Annotated in this window: 21 protein-coding genes, 1 tRNA gene and 3 pseudogenes; 10 read left to right on the top strand and 15 right to left on the bottom strand. The window is 69.5% G+C overall.

Annotated elements, in window-relative coordinates:
• Positions 1-251: 251 nt before the first annotated feature.
• Positions 252-2561, top strand: a complete 2310-nt coding sequence (locus tag OHA86_RS21485) for a transglycosylase domain-containing protein (protein WP_329177659.1) — start codon at positions 252-254, stop codon at positions 2559-2561.
• A gap of 283 nt (positions 2562-2844) precedes the next feature.
• On the opposite strand, the gene OHA86_RS21480 is transcribed toward OHA86_RS21485, so the two are convergent.
• Entirely contained in the window at positions 2845-3303 is a 459-nt protein-coding gene (locus OHA86_RS21480; protein ID WP_329177657.1) for a GatB/YqeY domain-containing protein, read from the bottom strand.
• 104 nt (positions 3304-3407) lie between these two features.
• Here OHA86_RS21480 and OHA86_RS21475 point away from each other — a divergent pair, with 104 nt between their 5' ends.
• Together OHA86_RS21475 and OHA86_RS21470 are read left to right on the top strand one after the other, a co-directional pair.
• Positions 3408-4337, top strand: a complete 930-nt coding sequence (locus OHA86_RS21475) for a metallophosphoesterase (protein WP_329177656.1) — start codon at positions 3408-3410, stop codon at positions 4335-4337.
• Between the two features lie 50 nt (positions 4338-4387).
• Positions 4388-4461: transfer RNA gene (locus tag OHA86_RS21470), tRNA-Pro, on the top strand.
• 270 nt (positions 4462-4731) lie between these two features.
• Here OHA86_RS21470 and OHA86_RS36125 read toward each other — a convergent pair.
• Positions 4732-5853 (bottom strand): annotated as a pseudogene (locus OHA86_RS36125) (LacI family DNA-binding transcriptional regulator); the annotation flags it as partial.
• Positions 5854-6809: 956 nt separating this feature from the next.
• Between OHA86_RS36125 and OHA86_RS21455 the strand changes: the two are divergent.
• The 3 genes from OHA86_RS21455 (at position 6810) to OHA86_RS21445 (ending at position 9541) form a co-directional block, all read left to right on the top strand.
• Positions 6810-7283, top strand: coding sequence for a YxiG-like protein (locus OHA86_RS21455; protein ID WP_329177655.1), 474 nt, complete (start codon positions 6810-6812; stop codon positions 7281-7283).
• A 323-nt stretch (positions 7284-7606) separates the two neighbouring features.
• Entirely contained in the window at positions 7607-8548 is a 942-nt protein-coding gene (locus OHA86_RS21450) for a hypothetical protein (protein ID WP_329177653.1), read from the top strand.
• A 135-nt stretch (positions 8549-8683) separates the two neighbouring features.
• Positions 8684-9541, top strand: a complete 858-nt coding sequence (locus tag OHA86_RS21445; protein ID WP_329177651.1) for a DUF2637 domain-containing protein — start codon at positions 8684-8686, stop codon at positions 9539-9541.
• Between the two features lie 359 nt (positions 9542-9900).
• Here the strand turns inward: OHA86_RS21445 and OHA86_RS21440 are convergent, their stop codons facing one another.
• A complete protein-coding gene (locus OHA86_RS21440; RefSeq protein WP_329177649.1) occupies positions 9901-10386 on the bottom strand; it encodes a hypothetical protein in 486 nt (161 codons plus the stop codon).
• A 9-nt stretch (positions 10387-10395) separates the two neighbouring features.
• Here OHA86_RS21440 and OHA86_RS21435 point away from each other — a divergent pair, with 9 nt between their 5' ends.
• Complete coding sequence (locus OHA86_RS21435; protein WP_329177647.1) at positions 10396-10752, top strand: plasmid mobilization relaxosome protein MobC; 357 nt, start codon at positions 10396-10398, stop codon at positions 10750-10752.
• Positions 10753-10759: 7 nt separating this feature from the next.
• Positions 10760-12436, top strand: a complete 1677-nt coding sequence (locus OHA86_RS21430; protein ID WP_329177646.1) for a relaxase/mobilization nuclease domain-containing protein — start codon at positions 10760-10762, stop codon at positions 12434-12436.
• 78 nt (positions 12437-12514) lie between these two features.
• Here OHA86_RS21430 and OHA86_RS21425 read toward each other — a convergent pair whose 3' ends face one another.
• From OHA86_RS21425 to OHA86_RS21415, 3 genes are all read right to left on the bottom strand, one after another.
• Entirely contained in the window at positions 12515-12961 is a 447-nt protein-coding gene (locus tag OHA86_RS21425; protein WP_329177645.1) for a hypothetical protein, read from the bottom strand.
• A gap of 296 nt (positions 12962-13257) precedes the next feature.
• Entirely contained in the window at positions 13258-13764 is a 507-nt protein-coding gene (locus OHA86_RS21420) for a hypothetical protein (RefSeq protein ID WP_329177643.1), read from the bottom strand.
• Between the two features lie 160 nt (positions 13765-13924).
• A complete protein-coding gene (locus OHA86_RS21415) occupies positions 13925-14419 on the bottom strand; it encodes a hypothetical protein (protein WP_329177641.1) in 495 nt (164 codons plus the stop codon).
• 206 nt (positions 14420-14625) lie between these two features.
• Between OHA86_RS21415 and OHA86_RS21410 the strand changes: the two genes are divergently transcribed.
• The gene (locus OHA86_RS21410; protein ID WP_329177639.1) at positions 14626-15399 is read left to right on the top strand and encodes an aminotransferase class IV family protein; all 774 of its coding nucleotides are present in this window, start codon (positions 14626-14628) and stop codon (positions 15397-15399) included.
• 679 nt (positions 15400-16078) lie between these two features.
• Positions 16079-17356, top strand: a complete 1278-nt coding sequence (gene aspS, locus OHA86_RS21405; protein WP_329177636.1) for an aspartate--tRNA(Asn) ligase — start codon at positions 16079-16081, stop codon at positions 17354-17356.
• A gap of 77 nt (positions 17357-17433) precedes the next feature.
• On the opposite strand, the pseudogene OHA86_RS21400 reads toward aspS, so the two are convergent.
• From OHA86_RS21400 to OHA86_RS21360, 9 genes and pseudogenes are all read right to left on the bottom strand, one after another.
• Positions 17434-17640, bottom strand: a pseudogene (locus OHA86_RS21400) (ARMT1-like domain-containing protein); the annotation flags it as partial.
• Between the two features lie 114 nt (positions 17641-17754).
• Positions 17755-18309, bottom strand: coding sequence for a flavoprotein (locus tag OHA86_RS21395; RefSeq protein WP_329177634.1), 555 nt, complete (start codon positions 18307-18309; stop codon positions 17755-17757).
• Between the two features lie 110 nt (positions 18310-18419).
• Positions 18420-19364: pseudogene (locus OHA86_RS21390) on the bottom strand (FAD-dependent oxidoreductase).
• A 296-nt stretch (positions 19365-19660) separates the two neighbouring features.
• Positions 19661-20017 (bottom strand): hypothetical protein, encoded by a 357-nt coding sequence (locus OHA86_RS21385; protein WP_329177633.1) that lies wholly within the window; start codon positions 20015-20017, stop codon positions 19661-19663.
• 15 nt (positions 20018-20032) lie between these two features.
• Positions 20033-20620, bottom strand: a complete 588-nt coding sequence (locus OHA86_RS21380; RefSeq protein ID WP_329177631.1) for a class IV adenylate cyclase — start codon at positions 20618-20620, stop codon at positions 20033-20035.
• 7 nt (positions 20621-20627) lie between these two features.
• On the bottom strand, positions 20628-21296 hold the full coding sequence (locus OHA86_RS21375) for a class I SAM-dependent methyltransferase (protein WP_329177629.1): 669 nt from the start codon (positions 21294-21296) through the stop codon (positions 20628-20630).
• Positions 21214-21852 carry an AAA family ATPase gene (locus OHA86_RS21370; RefSeq protein ID WP_329177627.1) on the bottom strand — a complete coding sequence of 213 codons (639 nt, stop codon included), beginning with the start codon at positions 21850-21852 and terminating at the stop codon, positions 21214-21216. Before OHA86_RS21370 ends, OHA86_RS21375 begins: the two co-directional genes overlap by 83 nt.
• Positions 21845-22747, bottom strand: a complete 903-nt coding sequence (locus tag OHA86_RS21365; protein WP_329177624.1) for a radical SAM protein — start codon at positions 22745-22747, stop codon at positions 21845-21847. Before OHA86_RS21365 ends, OHA86_RS21370 begins: the two co-directional genes overlap by 8 nt.
• A gap of 86 nt (positions 22748-22833) precedes the next feature.
• On the bottom strand, positions 22834-23547 hold the full coding sequence (locus OHA86_RS21360; protein ID WP_329177622.1) for an HAD family hydrolase: 714 nt from the start codon (positions 23545-23547) through the stop codon (positions 22834-22836).
• Positions 23548-23622 lie beyond the last annotated feature (75 nt).

Below are 23622 nucleotides of genomic sequence, written 5' to 3'. Positions count from 1 at the left end.
GGACTATGCGTGCCCAGCAGATCACCCAACGGAGTGACTGCTGGCCATATCGGAACTATGGGGTGATTCAGGCATGTATCACCCGCCGGGAGGAGCCAAGTCCTCCGGCATATACCGAAATTCGGGCACTTCTCATCACTCACAAGAGTGATGACGGGAGACAGGGGTGCGCCGACGTTCGCACCCCGTCTGTTACAGACTAGGCGAACACCTGGGCGTACGTCCGGGGAATCGCCACGTAGGCTGCCCCCATGGCTCACAAGCGTTCTGGCGGGGGGCTCACGACGGCCCAGCAGGCCGCCAAGTTCCTCGGCGTCAGCGTCCTGGCAGGCGCGGTCCTGGCGGGAATAGCCCTGCCCGCCGCCGGTGCACTCGGCCTGTCCGCGAAGGGTACGGCGGCAGGCTTCGACGATCTGCCGGGAGAACTCAAGGCTCCGCCGCTCAGTCAGGCGTCCAAGATCCTCGACGCCAAGGGCGGCCTGATCGCCACGGTCTACTCCCGCGACCGCACCGTCGTCCCGATCACCGCCATGAGCCCGAACATCCTCAAGGCCATCGTCGACATCGAGGACTCGCGCTATTACGAGCACGGCGCCCTGGACCTCAAGGGCATCCTGCGCGCGCTCAGCAACAACGCCTCCGACGGCGGCACCCAGGGCGCCTCGACGCTGACCCAGCAGTACGTGAAGAACGTCTTCGTCGAGGAGGCGGGCGACGACGCCACCAAGGTCGCCCAGGCCACCCAGCAGACCGTCGGCCGCAAGATCAAGGAGATGAAGTACGCGATCCAGGTCGAGAAGGAGCTGGGCAAGAAGAAGATCCTGGAGAACTACCTCAACATCACCTTCTTCGGCGAGCAGGCCTACGGCATCGAGGCCGCCTCGCAGCGCTACTTCAGCACCTCCTCGAAGAACCTCACACTGACCCAGGCCGCGCTGCTGGCCGGCATGGTGCAGTCGCCGAGCCGCTACGACCCGATCAGCAACGAGCAGACGGCTCTTACCCGTCGCAATACGGTGCTGGCACGGATGGCCGAGCTGAAGGACATCACCCCGGCGCAGGCCGCGGCCGCGCAGAAGGCCCCGCTCGGCCTCAAGGTCAGCGCGCCGAAGAACGGCTGCATCACCGCTGTCAACGGCGCCGGCTTCTTCTGCGACTACGTGCGCGAGACGTTCCTGCAGAATGCGACGTTCGGCAAGACCAAGACCGACCGGCAGAAGGCCTGGGACATCGGCGGTATGACCATCAGGACGACGCTCGACCCGAAGGCGCAGGCGTCGCTGCTCAAGGGCCTGGGCAAGCACGTCTACAAGAGCGACAACTTCGTCGCCGCCGACACCATGGTGCAGCCGGGCACCGGCAAGATCGTCGCCATGGGCCAGAGCAAGCCGTACGGCTTCGGCAAGAACCAGACCCAGCTGAATCTGTCGGTCGACAAGAACATGGGCAACAGCGGCGGCTTCCAGAACGGCTCGACCTTCAAGCCCATCACCGCGGCCGCGGCCCTTGAGTCGGGCTTCACCCCGGACAAGTCCTACCCGTCGCCGAACGAGCTGGACACCTACCCGGACGTCACCACCTGCGGCAACAAGGTGGTCCACGCGCACCCGGGCGAGGGCACGAAGAACGAGATGAAGTCCGAAGTCGGCCCCTATGCCATGCCGGACGCTCTCAAACACTCGATCAACACGTACTTCGTGGCGCTGGAGGCCGATGTCGGCCTGTGCCCGATCATCAACATGGCCTCCAAGCTGGGCTTCGCCCGCGCCGACGGCAAGCCGCTGATCCAGGCCGCGGCGCTCACCCTGGGCGTCAACGAGGTGTCGCCGCTCACGGTCGCCTCGGCGTATGCGGCGTTCGCCAACCGCGGCGTCTATTGCACGCCGATCGCCATCCAGTCGGTCACCGGCCCGAACGGCAAGCAGATCCCCGTGCCGAAGAGCATCTGCAGCCGGGCGATGTCGCAGAACACCGCGGACACGCTGAACAGCATGCTCAAGGGCGTCGTCGACGACGGCACCGGCACCGCGGCCGACCTGCCGGGCCGTGACACGGCGGGCAAGACCGGTACGACCGACGAGCGCAAGGACGCCTGGTTCGCCGGCTACACGCCCTCCCTGGCCTCCGCGGTGTGGCTGGGCGACCCGTTCGGCAAGGGCGTGCACGGCAGGCGCCTGTCGATGTACGCGGGAGCGGACGACAACGGCGGGATAAGGGTCAAGATCGGCCCGAAGACCTTCGACAAGGTCGAGGGCGCGACCGGTCCGGCGCCGATCTGGCGCGACGCAATGGTGGGCGCGCTGGAGGGCACGCCGAACGAGCACTTCGTCACCGTCGAGCTGCCCGACTCGCCCCAGAAGAACCAGCCGCCGGACGGCACCCAGCCCCCGGACGACGGCAAGGGCGGCGCCGGCGGTGCGACGACCGCGGGTGCCGGGGGCGCCGATCCGAACCCGTTCCCGAGCTTCACCATCCCGCCCGGCCTGACCACGGGCGGGAACGGAGGCGGCGGTACGGGCGGCAACGGCCGAGCCGGCGGAACCACCGGCGGTGGGCCGTGAGGCCCACGGTCCGACGCTGAGCACGTAAGGGGCGCCCTTCCAGGAGGGCGCCCCTTACGCGTGGGGTGCGGACTGCGCGAGGCGGGGCGCGGGGCGGGCGTACGGGTGCGCGGCCCCGGGCGTAGAGGTGCAGCTGCGGCTTGCGCGCCGCGGTCGTAAGCCCTGTGCTTTACGCCCCCGCCGCGCTCCGCTCCCCCCGCCGGCTCGCGGTCCCGGGTCCTGCTCGGGTGTCCCCGCCCTTGGGCCACCCGGCCCCCGTGGGCCACCGGGTCCGCCGACGTCCTCAGCCCGCGAGCTGGCGCTTGACCTCGGCGGCCACCCGGCCGCCCTCCGCGCGCTTGGCGACCTTCGGGTTCACCAGCTTCATGACGGCGCCCATGCCCTTCGGCCCTGTCGCGCCCGACTCCGCCACCGCCTCCCGCACGATCGCGGCGATCTCCTCGTCGGTGAGCTGCTGCGGCAGATACGCGGCCAGCACCTCGCCCTCGGCCCGCTCCCGCTGCGCCGACTCGACCCGGCCGCCCTGCTCGAACGCCTCGGCGGCCTCGCGGCGCTTCTTCGCCTCCCGGGTGATCACCGTCAGCACCTCGTCGTCGGAGAGCTGCCGGGCCGTGGTGCCGGCGACCTCCTCCTTGGTGATGGCGGTCAGCGTGAGCCGGATCGTGGCGGAGCGCAGTTCGTCACGGCCCTTGATCGCCGTGGTGAGGTCGTCCTTGAGTCGCTGCTTGAGCGTCGTGGTCATACCCCGATTTTCGCACCACCGCGACCCGGCCGCCCCGCATTAACCCCGCGGTCCGCAACAGGCGGCCGTACGGCACCCGTCCCGGACTCTGACACGATGGACGCATGCGCGCGCGATACGGACTACCCCTCGGTGTGACGGTGGCAGGCGCGGCCTGCGTGGCATACGCGGCCGGTTTCGAGGCGAGGTCCTTCCGGCTGCGCCGGGTGGACATCCCGGTGCTGCCTCCCGGACTGCGGCCGATCCGTATCCTCCAGCTGTCCGACATCCACATGGTGTCGGGCCAGCACAAGAAACGCCGCTGGATCCAGTCGCTGGCGGGCCTGCGCCCCGACCTGGTCGTCAACACCGGCGACAACCTGTCCGACCCGACCGCGGTCCCCGAGGTGCTGGACGCGCTGGGCCCGCTGCTGCGCTTCCCCGGTACGTACGTCTTCGGGTCGAACGACTACTACGGCCCGAAGTTCCGCAACCCTGGCCGCTACCTGGTCGAGAAGGCCCGCGGCCAGCACGGCCTGAACGGCAAGAGCTCCGGGGCACACGGCGTGATCCGCAATCCCTGGGGCGACCTGCGCGACGCGTTCGACGCGGCGGGCTGGGTCGGCCTGAGCAATACCCGCGGCCGCGTGAAGCTCGACCACGGCCCGGTGCTCGGCCTGACGGGCCTGGACGACCCGCACATCAAGCGCGACCGGTACGCCGCGGTCACCGGCGGCCCCGACCCGGACACCGACTTCAACCTGGCCCTGGTCCACGCCCCCTACCTGCGCGTTCTCGACGCCTTCACGGCCGACCGCTACCCGCTGATCCTGGCCGGCCACACCCATGGCGGCCAGCTCTGCATCCCCTTCTACGGCGCCCTGGTCACCAACTGCGACCTCGACACCGACCGCGTGAAGGGCCTCTCCACCCATACCGCCACCGGCTCCACGTCCTACCTCCACGTCTCAGCAGGCTGCGGCACCAACCGCTTCACCCCCGTCCGCTTCGCCTGCCCCCCCGAGGCCACCCTCCTCACCCTCACCCCCGCCTGAACCGGATTTCGCCTCCGGCCCCGCGTCCGCTAAAGTAAACCCCGTTGCACCGGGGTGTGGCGCAGCTTGGTAGCGCGCTTCGTTCGGGACGAAGAGGCCGTGGGTTCAAATCCCGCCACCCCGACTGGTGAAACTGCAGGTGAGGGGCGGTCTTCCGATTCGGAAGACCGCCCCTCACGGCGTTCCGAGGGGTTCTTGGGAGAAAATTGGGAGAAGATCTTGGTCGGGGGGTCTCTTCTTCCGCCCGCTGGCCTGGTCTTTTTCCCGATCTCAGGAGCGCGTCGAGCGCCGTGACCGGGGAGCCGGGGCTCATCTGGCGCCGGGCTTCCAGGGCTTCCTCCCACTGCTCGGTGAGTGCGTCCATGAGTCGGGCGCGCATGCGCGGGGTGACGTGGGAGTAGCGGGCCTGGACGGAACCGTCCTCGTGGCCGAGGCGCTCGTCCATGAGCTTGGGCGGGGTGCCGGCCTCTTCCATGATCGTGCGGTGGGTGTGCCGGAGCCCGTGGGGCGTCAGGCCAGGAGCGATCGGCACCCAGCACGCCTGGGCGCGCTGGGCGGCGCCCCTGCCACGGGCGGGGATGCCGGGCCAGGGCTCGGCGAGCAGCGGCACGGGGTGGGCGTCGTATGGGGCCCGGGTCGGGTAGGAGCCGGTGGTCGCCGGATAGAAGAGCCACGAGGCGAAGCCGCTGCGCCGCCAGTGGGGGGCGAGTTCCCCCGAGCTGGCGTTGCGGACGTACCCGAGCTCGGCGATGGCGGCCTCCACCCGGAGCCGCCTGTCCTCCGATACGAGGCCGGGCCAGTTGAGCACGTTGGAGACGGTCCCGGCGGAGACTCCGGCCTTGCGGGCGACGTCGACGAGCTTCGCACCGGGCCGGCGGGCAGCCCCGTTGGCGGCGGAGTAACCGTTGAAGGTGTATCGGAGCCCGTGGCAGGCGCACGGTTCGGGCCGCTTCGCGGCGACGTGCCGCGAGAGCAGCCCCGTCAGGAAGTCCGGGGTGTCGATGGTCCGGTAGGAGTCGTCCTTGGGCGGGCACCGGTGGAATTCGCCGCCGTCCAGCTCGTAGAGCTGCCACTCGACGCGGAGAGAGCCGGGCCGGATGAACTGCGCCTCCAGCCCCATGAGTTCGCCCCACCGGACACCGGTGTAGCCCTTGGTGACGACGGCAACGAACTCGTCGTCCCGCCCGGTCAGCAGCGCGGCGCGCTCAGCGATGAGCAGGATGCCGAGCGCGTCCGTGATCACCTTCTCCGGCCCACGGTTGCGCGAGCGCCCGGCACGCTTGCCGCGCCCCCTGCGCCGGGCGGCGGGGTTCGTCTCGCGCAGTCCGTCGTCCACGGCGTCACCGAGGATCAGGTGCAGGGTGCTGCGCCAGGTCTTCAAGGTGGCGGCCGCATAGCCTCGCCCTCGCTCCTGCCGTTCCCACTGCTCGACGTGGTGCCGGTTGATCTCGCCGACCTCCAGGTCGTTGAAGTACGGCAGCAGGTGCTCCTCAATGTGCCGCCGATAGTTCTGCATGGTGGAGAGAGCCAGGTCCTGCACGGTGAACCAGCGGTTGGCGTACTCCCCGAAGGTGATCCGCGCCGCCGCCGGGTCATGCCACCGCCCGCCGCGTACCTTCGCCTCCTCCTCGTTGGCGGCCTGCTCGGCGGCACGCTTCGTCCGGAAGCGCAGCAGCTCGCCGTCGCCGTCGGCGAGGGTGCGGTACTTGCCGGGCGCGATCTTGTAGCGGGCGCGCCAGTAGTCGCCGCGCTTCTCGCCGTATCCCATGTCTGGCTCCTTCCGGGGTGGTGGTCTGGGGTCCTGCGGGTGACCGCCGTCGTCGCGGCGGTCGGGCGTTGAGCCGGGGCTCGGCCGCGACGAGCGCGGCGCGGGCCGGGCGGTACGGGGACCTGGCGGACGGCAGGGTGCCGGCGTCGGGCGGGGCGAGCGGCCGTTCCTCGAAGATGCGGATGATCTCCGCGAGGTGGTCGGCGGTGAAGCGGTAGCTGCCGCCGAGCCGCGTGAACGGAATCCGGCGCCGCCGGGCCTGCTCCTTGACCCACCACTCCGAGCAGCCGATGACGTCGGCGATCTGGGCGGGCCGGTAGAGGACGGGCAGCGGGGAAGCGGGAGGGGACATGGCGGAACCTCGGGACGAGGGAAGGGCAGTAACAGAGCGCGCGGAGGCTGCGGTTGGCACAGCGGGACGACATTGCTCAGACACTTGGCGCGGACAGGCGCAAGGTCAGCAGGCGGTTCTCCGGAGCCGGTTGAGGTCCCGACACGGCACGACTGGCAAGCGCATGGTCCCTCCTTCGTCGGCGGTACGGGTACGAGCGGCGGTCAGCTGGCGGAGGTGCTGTTGTACCTCGCCGTCGCGGCCCTGCGGAAGCGGATTCGCGTACGACTTCGCCCTGGTCGGCCGCTCGTCGCGGGACGTTAGCACGAAATCCCGGACGCGCCCTGAGAATCACGTGCAGTAGAACAGCGACATGGATGCCGCACTCCTCGAACAGCTGCTGGACGACGCCTTCGACACCGCCGTAGTGCATCACGGCTACACCAGCTACATGCGCGACTACGAGGTCATCGTTTACGCGACAGCAGATCCCCGCACCGGCATCGAGCCGGCCCATCTGCGATACCTCTTCAAGTACTGCGTCGAGGCCCGGTGTGAGACCACGGTACGACCCGACACCTGGCGCATCTCGCTGGACGAACGCCTCATCGACCACGAGACAGGCGTCGACCTCGACGGATATGTCTGGGGCGTGAAGTGGCACTGTCTCTATCCGGGGGCCACGATCCTTCCCGCGTCGGAGACGACCCGTCGTTGGGCGCAAGCCGTCGGACTCGACTTCCACGAAGTGCGTCTTGAGACCAACGCGCACAACCTCACCCTGGTCTTCTCAGACCTACAGGTCAGCGAGGTCCCGACGGGATACGCACCCTTCACCACGGATTGACTGCCGGACCGTGAACGTGCACAGGAGTCCAGGGCAACACGGGGAATCAGCGTCGGAGGCCGATCCGGAAAAAGGGTGTACCGTCCGCTCCCACCACCGGGTCGAGCCCGGCCCGCCGACAGAGGGAGGACGCCTTGCACACGCTCCAGGCCCACGCCGTCCTCCTCGCTCGCGGGAGGAACGTTCCACCGGACAGCAAGGCGCCCAAGAGCAGTCGATCTTGGGCGAATCGCGTGGTACGTTCTGTCACGAACGAACTTAATAGGGTGACCCCGGCAGCGCGCGAACGCTCCGGGGTCCGGCACAAGGAGCGCGAACTCCCGATGCAGATCCATCGTAGCCGCCATACGCGCGGCTTTACCGTCCTGCCCAACACGCTGCTGCAGGACCGGCGGCTGTCCTACACCGCCCGCGGCCTGTTGGCCGACCTCCTCTCCCGCCCCGACGGCTGGCGCGAGGACGGCCGTCACATGGCCGACACCAGCCCCCAGGGACGCCTCTCCGTGGCGAAGGCCCTGCGCGAGCTGACGGTGTTCGGCTATTACCGCGTCGAGCGGGTACGCCAAGCCGACGGCACCTTCGTCAGCCAGGCCCACGTGTACGACATCCCTCACACCGCGTACGCAACCGCGCAGGTGGCGCCGGGTGCCGTACTCCCGGGCTCCGGTCGACCAGCTGCCGATGGCCGCGGCGCCCACCCCGTAAAGGACGGTGGGAAAGAACCCACCCTCCCCGCGCAGCGAACGCCGGCCGACGCCGTACCGGCCACGGCCAAGGGCGGGCGGTGGGAGATCCCGTCCACACCCACGAGTGCGGCGGGCGCCGAGGCAGCGGCACTGCTCCACCGCGTGACCGCAGCCGAGCTTCGCCTGCGCCTCGGTGCGGCAGAGGCCATAACGCTCGCGCCCCTGGTGACGCCCTGGCTGGAACGCGGCCTCGGCCCGCGCGACCTCTCCTTCGCCCTCCTGGGCGGCCTGCCCGAGCGGGTCCACAGCGCGTCGGCCATCCTGCGCGACCGCCTGACCCGCAAGCTGCCCCCGGCACCCGAGCCGATCACCGCGCCGCCGCCTCCTCGCCGGTACGAGTGCACCGGCTGCGCGCGGCCGACCCCGCACGTGGGCATCTGCCGCACCTGCGCGGGCCTGGACGCCTCCTCTCAGGACGCCCTGGCCGAGCGCGCCCGTACCGCCGCACGCGGACGAGCCCTGGCCCGCGCCGCCCTCAACGGCCACCACCCGGGCCAGCTGGCCGGCGCGAGAGCCTGACCTCGCCTTTCGCGGCTGACGCCGCCCCGCGCCCGTCCCTGCCCTGACGCGCGCCCCTCCCCGACCACCGGGCGATGCCGCCTGCCCGCGCTCGCGCGCGCCCCGCGCCGCCCTCCACCATGCCTGGAGTCCCGCATGCCCACGTCCACACCGCCCCAGCCCGAGCGCCCCGCCCCGATACCGGACTGGACCCGCCCCCGGTCGCTCCCCTTCGACCGCCTCGTGATCCTCCTACTCGGCGCCTGCGGGTGCATCCTCTCCTTCGACTCCCTCCGCCAAGTCGCCCTGGCCACCCACGTCCGCCCCGACCTGAGCTACCTCTTCCCCATCGTCATCGACGGCTTCATCGCTTACGGCGTCCGCGCGATCCTCCTGCTCCGCGACGCTCCCCGAAGCGCCCGCCTCTACGCCTGGACCCTCTTCGGCGCCGCCACGGCCGCCAGCCTGTGGGCCAACTCCCTGCACTCGGTACGGCTCAACTCCCCCGGCACCCACGTCCTGGTCCTCGGCAACCACACCGTCGCCGTCCTCTCGACGATCGCCCCGATGGCCTTGGGCGGCGCTACCCACCTCCACATCCTGGTCACCCGCCACGGCCGCACGCAGCAGCCGGAATCGGCAACGGCCGGAATGCAGGGCGCGCCGGTGACAGTCCCGGACGGGATTCCGGCCGCCGAACGGACAACTTCTCGCCCAGAAGTACCGCAGACGGCCCCGGACGCCGAAACCCACGGCCGGAAAGCACCCACAAGCCGCACCTCGCCGAGCCGTTCGCGCACGCGAGTCGGCACCAGCCGCCCCGGCCGCCGAGCCGACGCCTCCATCGACGAGTTGGCCGCCGTCATCGCCCACGCCCACCCGGATTCCAGCCAGGTGAGCCGCGTCGGCGCCCGTGAGGCGATCCAGGCAGCCGGACTGTCCGCCGGCAACGACCGCATCGCCCAAGCCCTCGCGCAGCTCGCCCAAGACCAGCCTGCGTCGCCCAAGGGCTGAGCCGACGAAGGCGGTGGGGGTGCTCGTAGATCCGGCGCAACCAGCCCACGAGCGTCCCCACCGCCGACCCTCCCAACGCCCCGGAGCCGCCCACAGCCACGGAGTCCGCCATGTCGAACCCCGCCAGCAGCCACAGCCCGGCCACCTCCACGCACCCTGTCCCCGACGGCGCACACACGTCCCCCCACAATCGCAACAGCCCACCGTGCGGCGGAGCAAGTTGTCCCGGGATGAGTCATCCCGGGGTTCAGCCCGCCCCAGGGGTGGCGGGCAGGGCCGAAGCCGCCGCCACGGGGCGGGCGACGTCGGCAGCTCTCGGCCCAGGGGTGCCGAGTGGGACGTACGACCGCGTCACGACATCACCCGCTGCCAGCCCAGAAGCCGACGCAAGCACTACCCCAGTCACCACCGTTGCCGAAGCCGTCACCCACCACCGACGACGCCTCGCCGTCCCGCGCAGCCACCGCGTCAACCCCTGCTTCAGCGACGACGAATGGACCGAGATCACCGCCGCAGCACACGCCTGCCAGCTCACGCCGGGCGGCTTCACCGCAGCCGCAACCGTGGCGTACTCCCGGACCGGCCGACGTACCGGCATCGACGACGAACGCCGCCGCCTCGAAGCCTTGATGACCGCCGACAGCGGCCTCGGAGCCACCGGCGGCCGACTCAACCACCTTGCCCACCACCTCAATTCCGGCGGCAGTCCGAGCGCCCGATCGGCCGCCCTCCTCCACGGCGTCGCCCTGGCCGTAAACCATGTCGATGCCGCCGTGTCGGCCGTCCCCCGCACCGAACCGAAGCGGCCCCATCGTGCCCCGGCCGCCGAAATCACGCTCCAGCACCGCAGGCGGATGTGCGAACCCCGCCGGAACCGCGCACACCCCTGCTTCAGCGACAGCGAATGGGCCGCCCTCACCACCGCAGCCGGCACCTGCAACCTCAAGCCCGGCGGATACGCCGCCGCAGCCGCACTCCTCGCCGCACGACGCTCCGACCCGAGGGCGGCCATCGCCGACACCCGCCGCCAACTCGAAGAGCTCATGGAGTCCAACCGCCAACTCGCAGCCGTCGGCAACAACCTCAACCAGGTCCTCCTCCACCTCCACCCGGCCAACCCCCTCCACGCCCTGGCCCAGAGCACCCTCCAGCTCACCCGTGCTGCCCTAGACGGCGTAGACGCAGCCGCGACCGAGATCGCCTGGAAGTAGCGGCACCGTGATACCCAAGATCACCACCGGCACAGGCGGCACGTACGGCCTGATCACGTACCTCTACGGCCCCGGCAAGGCCAACGAGCACACCGACCAGCACATGGTCGCCTCCTGGAACGCCTTCGCCCCCGACCCCGGCCCCACGGCCAGCCGCGAAGCGATCACGAAGCTCGCCCGTCAGCTTGACCTCCCGGTCAAGTCCCTCCCCCGCGACCAGCGCCCGAAGACGACCATCTGGCACTGCTCTGTCCGCACCGCCGCCGATGACCGCCAACTGACCGACGACGAGTGGGCCGCCGTCGCCCACCGCATCGCACCCGAAGGCGACGCGAAAGCCTGCCGCTGGGTCGCCGTACGCCACGCCCCCGACCACACCCACATCGCGGCCACCCTCGTCCGCGAGGACGGCCGCACCGCCCGCCGGAACTTCGACCGGAAGGCCGTCCAGGCCGAAGCCCGAGCCATCGAGAGGGACTTCGGCCTGCGCGAACTCCACCCGGGCGACGGCACAGCAGCGAAACGCGCCACCAGCGCCGAGCTTCGCAAAGCCGACCGCCGCGGCTTGGACCGCCCCGCCCGCGACCAGCTCCGCGACGCCGTCCGCCGCGCCCTGGCGGGGGCGTCCGCCGAGGAGGAGTTCTTCCGCCGTCTCAACGCACAGGGCGTCCGGATCACCAAGCGTGTGGCCCCCTCCGGTGACGTCACCGGCTTCACCGTCGCCCTGCCCGGCGACCGCAACCGCGAAGGCAAGCCCATCTGGTTCTCCGGCTCGAAACTCGCCCCCGACCTGTCCCTCCCCCGCATCCGCCAGCGCCTGGCCGCCGGCGACATCCCCTCCGAAGGAATCACCGAACCAGCCCGAGCCCGTCGCGCCGCAACCACAGCCGCGGCGGACGCCCTCCGGTCACTGGACCAGGAGGACAGCGGAGAAGCCGCCGACCAGCTCACCGGCATCGGCGAAGTCCTCGACGCCCTCGCGCAGACCAGCCCCGCCAATACCCGCGCCGAACTCCAAGCGGCGGCGCGCAGCTTCGAACGAGCTACCCGCTCCCACATCCAGGCCGGCAACTCCCACAACCAGGCCCTCCGCAGGGCCGCCCGAGATCTCGTCCAGTCCGGCCCAGCCCTCGGTAAGGGCGAGGACGGCGCGGCGGCGGCCATGCTCCTGAGCATCCTGATCACGGCCGCCGTCATGGCCGCCCACTGGTACGCCGCCCGCGGCCACGCCCAACAAGCCGCCGCCTCCCACCAGACCGCCACCCACCTCCGCGCGGCCTACCAGGCAGCAGCTACCGCACCCCTCACCACGATGCGCGCCACCGGCCAGTCCCTCCCCGCCCCAGCCCAGCGGGACGCGGCGCAGGCGATCCGCACAATCCTCCCCACGGAGGCCGCCCGCATCCAGTCCGAACCCAACTGGCCCGCCCTGGCCGCCACCCTCACCGAAGCCGCCCAAGCCGGCCACGACCCCGTCACCCTCCTCCACAGGGCTGTGGACAACCGCGAACTCACGACAGCCGACTCCCTGACCGACGTCCTCCTCTGGCGCCTCCGCCACGAGGCCAACCTCCCCGCCGCGCCGACCTACCCAGGGCCTCGGCCCAGCCGCCGCCCGACGCAACCGCCAACTGCCACCCCCGCACTGACACTGCCGAACACCACGCCGACTCGAAGGAGGTGATCACCTCACCCGCGCGTCCGCAATGGGTCCAAACTGTGGCCGCCGCGGCCTCCTTCGGATGGCCCGCACGGCAGCGTCCTAGCCACGTCCTGACTGATGGGTGTCCACAGCCAGTAGCGCTTGCACGTCATCAACGGGGGTGCCGTCGAGATTCCGCCCGAAGGCGGCCGCAAGCACCGCGGGAAGGTCAGCCTCTGCGATGTCGGTACGCACTCCGGCCAGAACGCGGGGGAACTCGTCGTCATCTACGGTGCCCCAGTGCGCCTGGCGCAACCTGTGGATGGCCTCGACGAGGTCCGGCCGCAGCCGCATCCAGACGCGCGACGTGCGGACTTGCTCCTCGACCTGGTCCATGAACCAGCGCATAATTTCGTACGGAATGTCCAGGTGGTGTCCACGAGGGTTGAAGCTCACAGTCGGCTGCCGCGCAGGGTCCTCGTCGGGGACGACCGCGGCCACGAGGGTCCGTTGACCTGCGACGAGGTCCAGCTCCAGGTACCAAGCGTCGTCGGGTACGGAGTACATCGCGGTGACGGCCTAGTCGCCGTTCGGGGCCAGGATGGACATGGCCCGCATGCTGTCAGACCATCCGGCCGCCTCCAAGTCACTTTGGGCGTCCTCAGAGAACGCAGATCGCCCGCCCGCCACAAAGTCTCCACCCCGCCCAGGGCGAGTCGGCTCGTCCCACTGCGCCGCCTCGGCCGACCACACATCCTGGCTGAAAGCTGAACCCGCGTGCTTTCTGGGCGGAGCCGGATCACCATTCCGGCGGCAATCCTGTGACCGCTCCCGTATCGTCCTGAAGCGATAGAGGACCGCCGTCAGTCGTCTGCCGCCACGATCAGCGCCAAGGACGCCCGCTCGCGGTCGATCACGACGTATTCATGGAACTCGGTGTGCACCCCGCCCCAGTCGTGAAACGCGGTCCTGCCCAGATCCGGCAGGACGAAGCACCTGGCGGCCGCCGCGAGCACCGCGTACACCTCCGCGGCCATCACCGCTTCCAGGGCTTCGGGAAGCGCACCATGCTGGTCGGCCCAGCGACGGATCGTGCCTACGGCCTCGGCGCTGCCCACCTCCTGGTAGGCGTCTGCGGTGATGTGACGCAGCCAGTACGGCCCATGGCGCTGCCCGGCCGCATCGGTGCCGCCCCCGGCGTAGTCATCGCGGAACTGCTCGTCGGCGACCAGCAAACCCAGCAGTTTATCGTCCTTGGCACCCGAGAGGATCCGGAAGGTCTTCACGTCGGTCCATCGATGACCGTGTCCCGGGAACTTGTAGTCCCGGAAGTTCACGAAGGTCTGGGCATCGAAGACGAGCTGAGTCACCGGATCACGCTAACCCGCCGGGCGGACACTTCGACATCGTCCGCGACGGAATCGCGACTGCGACGAGGACCGAGTTGCTCGCGGTGCGAGCGCCGACCCCACCGTCTCGGCGGCCACCGCCATCCCATAGGTGCCGACTCTCTCCGCAACCGTCGACGTCTCAGCGCGGGCCCTGACGGTCAGCGCCATCAATCCAGTCTTCGCTGAATCGATGGCGGTCCAGGCCCACGGCCAAGAACTCGTCCCCGTCCGCGCGCCGCACGGCGCCCAACCGTCGAAGCGCCTGTGAAATCGGGCTGCCGGCAGAGGGGAAGGGCTGACCCGGCGGCGTGTGCAGCGGCCCCAGCATCCTGGCCCCATCAGCCCACACTGCGGCTCGCTGCTCACCATCACCGCCGAAAAACTCCGCTTCCACGTAGGCGACCGGCCCCGCGGTCGACCACTCCGCAAGCGTCAACTCGAAGCCTCCCGGCAGTCGCCAAAACCCCAGAGCCTCGGCGGAACCGCCGTCCGTGACGGCGTCGAACAGCTGGTCCGTTATCACCATCAGCGACAGGCCCTGGCCAAGAGACGCCAACCCGGCGCCGGGAAGGTCCCGTACGGCAGCACGCAGCAGCCCCTCCTCCGCGATCACCGCCTGCAACTCGTAACCCATCCCCGGCCCTCCCGCAGTGGTCGAAGGCCTCATCCTGCCTCAGCAGGCGAAACCCGCCCTGCCCGGCTACTCGCCCGCATCCCGCTTGACGACGGTTGCCTCCTGGGAATTGCGGTCGCCGCGGCAGCCGTGACGTACCAGTGAACACGAAATCAGACGGCTTCCGCGGGGACGCCGGCCGCCAACCTGGCTGTCATGCTTCGTCCATGGCCGAACTCGACGGACGTCCCGTCACCGTGGACGAACTACAGGCTCTCGCCCTGACCAACTACGGTTCGTTCACGAGCCTGCGGGTGGACGACGGACGCGTTCGGGGCCTGGCACTGCACTTGGAGCGGCTCACCAGGGACAGCCGAATCCTGTTCGGGGTCGACCTCGACCAGGGGCACATCCGGAGCCTCGTTCGCCGCGTCGCGCCGAGGGTTGGGGCAGCAACCATTCGGGTCACTGTCTTCGACCCCGAGACCGATCTCGGCCACCCAAGCCACGCCGACAATCCGCGCATCCTTGTGACCCAACGGTCGGCTGGGGTCTTGCCACTGCCGCCCTTGTCAGTCCAGTCGACGGTCTACCGGCGCGAAGTGCCCCACGTGAAGAGCGTGGGACTCTTCGCCTCCCTCCACCACCGAAGGACCGCCCAACTCCGCGCCTTCGATGATGCCCTCTTCGTGGACGAGGACGGCGTCATCAGCGAAGGCGTCACGTGGAACATCGGCTTTTACGACGGCAACCGCATCATCTGGCCGACCGCCGCAGCACTCCCAGGCATCACCATGTTGCTCCTACAGGACGCCTACCAGCACATCGACATTCCCGTCACCCTGTCCGGCCTGAGCACGATGCAAGCGGCCTTCGCCACCAATGCCGCCATCGGCGTCCGAGCCATCGCCCGCATCGACAACACCAAACTCGCCGCCGACCACCCGATTCTGGACATCCTCCGCACGGAGTACCTGGATATCCCCGGCGAGCAGATCTGATCGGCGCGCAGGCATGGGCCTCGGGCCAGCGTGGGCTACGAAGGCAGCCGGAGATGACGAACGGCACTCGGCCATACGAGCCGTCGTCCAATACCACGGACGGCAACCGAGCGGCGGAAGACCCATGGCCCTGGTCGAAGGCGGCGTCCGTCTCGGCGGCCTGGAGGACGAACGCCGGTCTGGCTTCAGGCCTTCGTTGTAGACGTCAGCCCGTACGCCGCTCGACTCGTAGCTGCTGAGCGTGTCCAGCGATGAAGGGCGACCGACCAGGCGGACCTCTTTCTGGACTGAGTGTCGAGGTTGCGGCGGCCCGGCTGCATCAGGTCCGCCGGCCGGCTCGATCTCCCCGACCGGCGACCCGCAGGGTATCTCGTTGCTGACACGCAGTAGTCCCCGTATTCTCGGCCGTAACGCGTAGACGGAGACGAGTAACCACAGGCCCACGCGAGCCGAGAGAGCTGCCGGCAGCTGAGAAGGCAGCCTCGCGACCTGGGGCGAAGACACTCCCGAGCGCGGGGAGGAACGGCCGAAGGCCCCATGCCCCGCCGGTTTGCCCCCGTCACCGGGCAGGAACGAGGCCGTCACGCTGCGCGTGGCGGCGAAGGTGCGGTGGCACCGCGAGTTGCCCTTCTCGCCCGCACCCAGAAGGGATCACCACGACGCCCCTTGGAGGGCCGCGATGATCCGCACGACGAACCGCGTCCTGGCGGCCGAGCTGCCGGCGCACGTAGGCGAAACCGTCGAAGTCTCCGGCTGGCTGCACCGCCGCCGTGAACTGAAATCCGTCACCTTCCTGGTCCTGCGGGACCGCTCCGAGCTGGCCCAGGTCGTCTTGACCACGCCCGGTGGTGACGTCCCCGAAGAGACCGTGCTGCGGGTACGCGGCACGGTCACCGCCAACGCGCAGGCGCCCGGCGGGGTCGAGCTGACCTCGCCGCAGATCGAGCCGCTGTCCTCGCTCGCCCAAGCCCCGCCGTTCGACCTGTACCGCCCCGCGGTGTCGGCAGGGCTGCCCACCATCCTCGACCACGCACCCGTAGCCCTGCGCCATCCGCACCTCAAGGCGCCGTTCCAGCTCTCCGCCGCCTCGGTGGTGGGATTCCGGGCCGCACTGGACGCACTGTCCTTCACCGAGATCCACACGCCGAAGGTCGTCTCCTCGGCAACGGAGTCCGGTGCGAACGTCTTCGCCCTGGACTGGTTCGGCCGCCCCGCTTATCTCGCGCAGTCCCCGCAGTTCTTCAAGCAGGCCATGGTCGGGGTTTTCGAGCGGGTCTACGAGACCGGCCCGGTCTTCCGCGCCGAGCCGCACGACACCGCCCGCCACCTGGCCCAATACACCAGCCTCGACGCCGAGCTGGGGTTCATCACCGACCACCGCGACGTGATGGCCGTGGTGCGGGAAGCCGTTGCCGGCATGGTCGTGGGCATCGAGGAGCGGTCCGCCGAGGCCGTGGAGCGGCTGGAGTTGACGCTGCCTGAGGTGCCCGCGGAGATCCCGCAGATCCACTTCGCCGACGCGATGAAGATGCTCGGTGCGGACGAGCCCGACCTCGCACCGGCACACGAACGCTTCCTCAGCGAATGGGCGCTGCGCGAGCACGGCAGCGAGTTGCTGTTCGTGACCGGCTACCCGATGGCCAAGCGCCCCTTCTACACCCATCCGGACCCGGACCGGCCCGCGTACTCCAACAGCTTCGACCTGCTCTTCCGCGGCCTGGAACTGGTCACCGGCGGGCAGCGGCTGCACCGTTACGAGGACTACGTGGCCGCGTTGGCCGCGCGCGGCGAGTGCGCGGAGCCGTACGAGAGCTACCTGTCCGCCTTCGCGCACGGGATGCCCCCGCACGGCGGCTTCGCCCTCGGCCTGGAGCGCTGGACGGCCCGCCTGACCGGCGCCGACAACATCCGCCGCACCACGTTGTTCCCGCGTGACCTGCACCGCTTGACGCCCTGATCCCGACCCTGACCGGACGCTGGTGGCTCGGGGTGCTCTGCGCAGCCCGAAGCCACCGGGCCGGTCAGGGCCGAAAGCAGATCGCCAGGCGTATCGGCGTACGGCGGCGGAGTGCAGGAGAAGGAGTGGCTGCGCACGCTCAGCCGACCGCTGGTGAGCGCCTCCCACAGCCGGGCGCCGATCTCCTCGGCCTCGCCCGGGGCGTCGGTGATGCGGCGCAAGCAGTCGACGACGTCCGCGGTCGTGGCGTCGGACACGTAGTACGGATACGGCTTGACGTGCAGCGCATGCAGTGAGGAATCGACTCGGACCTGCGCGATCTCCGTCTGCTCGGCGAGCGACCGCTGGCCCTCACACTCCGAAACGAGGAGTACGCTCGCTCGCCCGGAAAGGGGTGCTCACCGCCGCGCGTCCACAGCTGGGCCGAGCAGTTCCAGCGCTTCCTCCCAGCGGAACCGATCAGCGCCCCCGCCGGCCTTCGGCGGATGTGGCTCGCGGGAACTGACCATGACGCCCATCCCGCGCAGCCGGGCCAGGCTCTCCTGGTAAGCGGGGTGGGCGGCCATGGCCGAGTTCACGTACGGCAGCACAGCCGTCGGAATGCCAAGGCCGTACGCCTCGCAGAGAATGCCCAACGCCAGCGTGTCGGAGACCCCGGCAGCCCATTTGTTGATCGTGTTGAAAGTCGCCGGCACAACGGCGATGGCGTCCGCAGGCGGTAGCGGCCGCGGGTCGCCGGGCAACCGCCACGCAGACCTGATCGGGTAACCCGTCTGCACCTCGACGGCCGCGGCATCAATAAAACCAAGCCCCTGCGGGGTGGCAACCACTCCAACGCCCCAGCCGCGGTCCTGCGCCATGGTGATCAGCGTGCCCACGTCCCCCGCGACACCCGCCGCGCACACCACGACGTACAGGAACGGCTTCGGTCGCTCGTCCAACGACTCGTTCATAGGCAACTCCCTGGTCAACACCGTGGAGCACGGTGTGCACTCCTTGGGCCGTAACGGTGAGCAGGCAGCAGCTTCGTTCGCCGCGCCTCTGATCTGCTTGCGGCCTCTCGTCACCGCTCGCCGAGCAGGGTCAGAACGTTCTCCGCACACCCCCAGGACAGAGTGACGCCGGCACCCCCGTGGCCGTAGTTGTGCACGACCACGGTGCCGTCTTCGAGCCGGTCGCTCTCGACTCGAACTATGTCTCGGGTGGGTCGGGCTCCAATGCGGTGCTCGATGATCTGCGCGTCAGCCAGGCGCGGCTCGGTGAGTGTGCAGCGGGCCAGGATGGACTTTGCTGCGGCATCATCGGCGTCCACATCGCCGACTCCGTCAACGGCGGTGCCGCCCAGGACGACGGTGTCCCCGTGCGGATAGATGCACAGCAGTTCCGGGGAGAGGCCGGTGTCCTCGGAGAAGAACTCGGTCAGGCCGGGATTGCTGACGACGACGTGCTGGCCGCGAATCGGCCGCAGTTCCGGGTCGGGGACGAGGTCGTGGGCACCCATGCCGGTGCAGTTGATGACGGCGGCGTCTGGACCGACCTCGGCGAGGGAGCGCAGCCTCGCTGTTCGACCCTCGCTCCCGCGCCCGCCAGCCGCCGCTGGAGGTAGTCGAGGTAGACCGGCATGTCGACCAGAGGAACAGTGAAGCGGAGGTGTACCCGGGGGGAGTTCGGTGGCCGTGCACGGGCGGAACTCGGGCAGCGCCGTGGCCCAGTCCGGTGGCGCATCGGCGTGGCGGGAAGCCTCGATGCCGCTGGTCAGCCGTACGCCGGTGGCAGGGTCGGCGGCCAGTTCGCCGAAGACCTCAAGTGAGTGCCGGCTCCATCGCGCGACCTTGTCCTTGGGCTCGACGAGGTACGGCCCCCATACGGCTCCAGCGGCGAGGGAGGTAACGCCCGGCACTTCCTCCGCGATCATTCGCACCGTCGCTCCGGCTTCGGCGAGCACGATGGCGGTGGTCAGCCCGGAGACCCCGGCTCCGATGACGACGACGTGATCGTTTGCGATCATTGCCTGCGACCCTAGCCGGGCGGAACAGGCGCCGAGACGTGTTGGGGCATGAACCTGTTCGACGCTGGGAAGGAAGACGCTGGCGTGCGAGCTGCGGTACAGGCTCCGGAGCACGACAGCGATGCGCGGCGACCGTACGGCGTCCGGGCGAGTGGCGGAGAGCAGTCCGATGAGGCGTGTGGACAGCCCGCAGGGGTCCACTACGTTCGTGGACCCCTGTGTTGGACAGGATCGCGCCCGCTGCAGAACCAGGCCTGCCGTGCTTCCCTCTGCGGTCGAGCGCTCAGATACTCCGATCATGCCCGGCGTCGCCTGTGCTTCGCACCGCGGCCGATTACTGTCGGTCGTCCTGGCGACGACGACTGGGCCGACTGCAGCGCTGCCGGACGGTCCTCAAGAAGAATCGCCGCCCAGACCCGGTCCTGCAGTTCGCGGATGCAGAGACCACACGCGTACATCGGCGCCTGCGCCCCGGCGACGTTGGCCGGGCCGATCCACAGGACCCGGGTCCACTGCTGGCCGCAGAACAGCCAGCAGTATCCGTCAACCCACTCGTTGCCGTCGTCTGTCATCGCAGGCTCGGGCACGCCTCCGCGGGCGAACGCGGCTATCCCGTGGATCACCTGGTGCTGTACGAGGACTTCGGTCAGCACTGCTTCACCCCCGGGTCACTGCCCGGTGGCGGAGGGGGCGGTGTTCTCGCTGTTCTTCGCGTCGGAGAACAGGAGGGTGGGTTCGGCGAGGATGTCGCGTCCCGCCTCGCTCTTGTAGATAGCGTCGACGCTGCCGAAGCGGGCGTCGACGTAGTCGAGTCCCAGGCTTGCCGCGGCCTGGCGGACCGATGCTTCGTCGGGGCCTTCGATCTCCAGGAAGGTGGGGAGGTCGGGCCAGGTGTCGAAGTCGAAGGCGACGTCGCCGAGCTGCCACTCCTCGCGGAAGTTCTCCTGGTAGCGCACCTCACGCAGGCCCAGGTTGCCGAGGATTTCGGCCATCGCCTGGAGGTCGCCGACCTCGGTCTCGATCTCGGTCGTTCCGTGGATCGAGGTGGCGTCGGTGACCTGCTTGAGCGTGAGGGTCGTGCGGGTGCCTTCGTTGCGGAGGCGTACCCACTGGGAGCCGTCGAGGACGTCGCTCTCGAAGATCTTGCGAGTGAGGAGGGTCCGCGGGAAGGCCTGGGCTGCTCCCAGAGCTGCCAGCTTCGTCTGGAGGTCGGCCACGTCGACGGCGAGGAACTTCGCCTCATATTCGTGCTTCATGATCGCTTCATGCCCTTTCGGTGGTTACAGAAGAGGTGCGGGTCGCCAGCAGCGCGCCCATGCGGTGAACATGCGGATGAGGCTGGCCGATGTGCGGGAGCTCGGTGAACTGCCCGGTTCGCAAGGTCAGCTGGATGTTCCAGCCGTCGGTGAAGTAGGGGCCGAGACGCTCCGGGGACGTGTAGTGCTCGCTCAGGTAGTGCCGGGCCGTGACCGGCATCATGAACTCGGCTCCGAACAGGCCGTCGATGCGCACGAGGTCCTGCATGCGGGTGACGAAGTCCGCCAGAGGCCGGTGGTGGTTGGCACTGTAGTGCCAGGAACAGCTCGTCCAGACTGCGTCGTATCGCGCCGCAAGGGGCAGGTCCGCATCCAGGAAGTCTGACTCCACGATGTCCACGCGGTCGTCCAGTTGCTCCTGCTGAAGCCGTTCGACCAGCCCGGCTGCGTGGGCCTCTGTTCCGTCGGGGAGCTGGACGAGTCCCCCCTGAAGGGCGACCGGGTCTCGTTCGATCGCGATGACACGGTGGCCGGCTGCGGCGAGCGGCAGGACCAGCCTGCCGTCGCTCGCGCCGATGACCACCACGGTGGCGCTAGAGCCGACGTGCTCCAACAGGGCCGCGCGGAACTGGGGGAAGAAAGTGGGGGTGTTCTCCCACCGGCTGAGGGTCTGCACCGCTGCCTCCTTGGGCAGTGACGTCGAGGATGGCGTGGACGACCTGTTCCGGTGTGCGGCCCGTGGTGCCCACGCGATGCATAGGGAAGGGTGCGTACGCGTGGGTGATCTGCTCGGCTACTTCTTCGGCGAGCCTGTCCCAGCGTGACGTGGACTTGTGGCGGGCGGAGAGCCTGTGCCGGCGTTCTTCTTCGTCGCACACGAGGCTGTACGTGACGGGCTCGGGCAGGTCCGGCGGCAGGGTGACACCGAGACGGGAGCCGTAGGCACGGTGGTTCGCCAGGCAGCGGGCGAAGTAGCTGTCCACGACGACCGGGATACCGGCCGACAGGTGCCGGCGGATGTCGTCGGTGGCGGTGAACAGGGCGGAGAGGTAGAAGGCCATGCGGGCTTCCACGTTGTCCCGGGCGTCGATCTCCCGCCGCAGAGACTGGTAGAGCGCGGGCACGGTGGGGACGAGTTCCGCGCCGCGGGCTGCCGCCAGCAGCGGCGCGACGGTGGATTTCCCCGTGCCGCGTAACCCTTCGAGGCTCTCGAAGAGCGGTCGGTCAGGCACGGGCGTAGACCACGCTTGGCACCGCGAGGGCGATCTCGTCGGTGGCGGAGGGCCGGTGGACGATGTGGCCGGCGGCCTTGTCGTACCAGAAGGCGTGGGCGTCCTTGCCGACTGCCTTGCAGGACATCGTCAGGGCGCCGCGCGGGTCGGCCTCGATCCGGGGAATTGCAAGGGCCTCCGTCACGGGGTCGCAGGTCTCGGGGGTGCCCTCCTCCGAGAGGTCCTCGTCCACGATGACCTCGATCGAGAGGCTGGCGGCCCGGAGCTGCTCGCGAAGGCGGCCGTACACGGTGGTGTCGCTGATGAGCAGTTCGGGGTGGTGGGCGGCGTTGCCGACCGGGCGCAGGTGGTGGAGTTTGAGCTGCTGGACGCCGTAGCCCTGCAGGGTGCGGGCCAGCGGCAGGACCTCGTCGATGTTGCGGGCGTTGACCGTCATGGTCGCGCCGGTGGGGATGCCGAGGTCGCGGGCGTGGTCCAGGGCGCTCAGTGCGCCCTGGTAGCTGCCGAACTTGCGGATGGCATCGTTGGTCGCGCCGTTGCCCTCCAGCGAGATCCGCAGGAGGTCCAGGTATGGGGCGATCTCGGTGAGCCGGCGTTCGATGCGGTAGCCGTTGGTGCAGATCTCCACGTGGAGACCGAGCTCCTGCTTGGCGTACCGGACGACCTCGGGCAGGTCCTTGTAGACGAAGGGCTCGCCGCCGAGGAGATTGACGGCCTCGGTGCCGTACTCCCTGTGCATCAGCCTCATAAGCGCGATGGCCTCTTCGAGGGTGAAGGCGTCCGCGTGCTGGAGGCGTTCACCGTGGAAGCAGTGCTGGCAGGCGAAATTGCAGCGGTAGAGCAGTTGCAGGTAGAGCATCCGGATCGTCCTGATGCCGGTGACTTCCGCGATCATGCAGACCTCCCTGGGCTTGATGCCTGGCTGAGGCCCTGATGGTGGCCGCGCGGTGCTGGACCGCGTCACCGCGTAAAGGGACGGGCTCAGGACGTCCCGGGGACGTTTTCGCCCCGCTCGACGTCCTTCAGCAGCGCGAGTACGCGATCCGTGTCCACCAGGTCGGGCAGTACGACGGGGGCGCCGGCCGCGGCGAGCGCGGCCGAGCTGTCGACGCCGGTGGCCACGCCGATGATGTGCGCTCCAGAGGTCAGGGCGGCTTCGACGTCCCGGGGCGTGTCGCCCACCAGCACAACGGGGGTGTCGAGGGGAAAGCCGCAGCCGCGGTGGATGCGGCGGCGGGCGATGTCCACAAGGTGCGGACGCTCCTCGGCGTCGGCGCCGTAGGCTCCGACGGGCAGGTCCAGCAGCACGTCCAGGCCGAAGGCCGCCAGCTTGACACGGGCGTTTGCCGCGATGTTGCCGGTGAGGACCGAGGACACCCAACCGCTCCGCATGGAGGCTTCCTTGAGGACACTCCGTACACCTGGCAGCGCGGTGCCCCGCTCACGCAAGACCTCAAGCCGTTCCGCGCCGGCCTTGACGAGCGCAGCCTCAACCACCGCCCACCCAGGCTCTTCCGCCCCGTGGCGCCGGAGCATGTCCCGCATGATCAGGCGGTCCGTACGCCCCTGGGTGACCGCTGGTTCGGCTGGACGGATTCCCGTCGCAGACTCGAACGCGGCGGCGTAGATCTCCTTGCTCACACCGGCGTTGTCGACGAGCGTGTGGTCGATGTCCCACAGGACGATGAGCGCCATACGGGCAGCGTAGGCGCCGCCCGGGAGCCACCGATTCCGTTGGTCCTGAACGAATAGGGCTTGCCCGCCTGCAAG

Origin of the sequence: Streptomyces sp. NBC_01477 (assembly GCF_036227245.1) — a bacterium.
Lineage (GTDB): Bacteria > Actinomycetota > Actinomycetes > Streptomycetales > Streptomycetaceae > Actinacidiphila.
The sequence above is the reverse complement of the archived record's forward strand: the minus strand, read 5'-3'. Positions and strand labels throughout refer to the sequence as shown.

Bases quoted from the DNA above. Each gene is read 5' to 3' on its own strand.
- OHA86_RS21485 (WP_329177659.1), top strand. From the start codon at position 252: ATGGCTCACAAGCGTTCTGGCGGGGGGCTCACGACGGCCCAGCAGGCC.
- OHA86_RS21480 (WP_329177657.1), bottom strand. From the start codon at position 3,303: ATGACCACGACGCTCAAGCAGCGACTCAAGGACGACCTCACCACGGCG.
- OHA86_RS21475 (WP_329177656.1), top strand. From the start codon at position 3,408: ATGCGCGCGCGATACGGACTACCCCTCGGTGTGACGGTGGCAGGCGCG.
- OHA86_RS21455 (WP_329177655.1), top strand. From the start codon at position 6,810: ATGGATGCCGCACTCCTCGAACAGCTGCTGGACGACGCCTTCGACACC.
- OHA86_RS21450 (WP_329177653.1), top strand. From the start codon at position 7,607: ATGCAGATCCATCGTAGCCGCCATACGCGCGGCTTTACCGTCCTGCCC.
- OHA86_RS21445 (WP_329177651.1), top strand. From the start codon at position 8,684: ATGCCCACGTCCACACCGCCCCAGCCCGAGCGCCCCGCCCCGATACCG.
- OHA86_RS21435 (WP_329177647.1), top strand. From the start codon at position 10,396: ATGTGCGAACCCCGCCGGAACCGCGCACACCCCTGCTTCAGCGACAGC.
- OHA86_RS21425 (WP_329177645.1), bottom strand. From the start codon at position 12,961: ATGTACTCCGTACCCGACGACGCTTGGTACCTGGAGCTGGACCTCGTC.
- OHA86_RS21415 (WP_329177641.1), bottom strand. From the start codon at position 14,419: ATGGGTTACGAGTTGCAGGCGGTGATCGCGGAGGAGGGGCTGCTGCGT.
- OHA86_RS21410 (WP_329177639.1), top strand. From the start codon at position 14,626: ATGGCCGAACTCGACGGACGTCCCGTCACCGTGGACGAACTACAGGCT.
- aspS (WP_329177636.1), top strand. From the start codon at position 16,079: ATGATCCGCACGACGAACCGCGTCCTGGCGGCCGAGCTGCCGGCGCAC.
- OHA86_RS21395 (WP_329177634.1), bottom strand. From the start codon at position 18,309: ATGAACGAGTCGTTGGACGAGCGACCGAAGCCGTTCCTGTACGTCGTG.
- OHA86_RS21380 (WP_329177631.1), bottom strand. From the start codon at position 20,620: ATGAAGCACGAATATGAGGCGAAGTTCCTCGCCGTCGACGTGGCCGAC.
- OHA86_RS21365 (WP_329177624.1), bottom strand. From the start codon at position 22,747: ATGATCGCGGAAGTCACCGGCATCAGGACGATCCGGATGCTCTACCTG.
- OHA86_RS21360 (WP_329177622.1), bottom strand. From the start codon at position 23,547: ATGGCGCTCATCGTCCTGTGGGACATCGACCACACGCTCGTCGACAAC.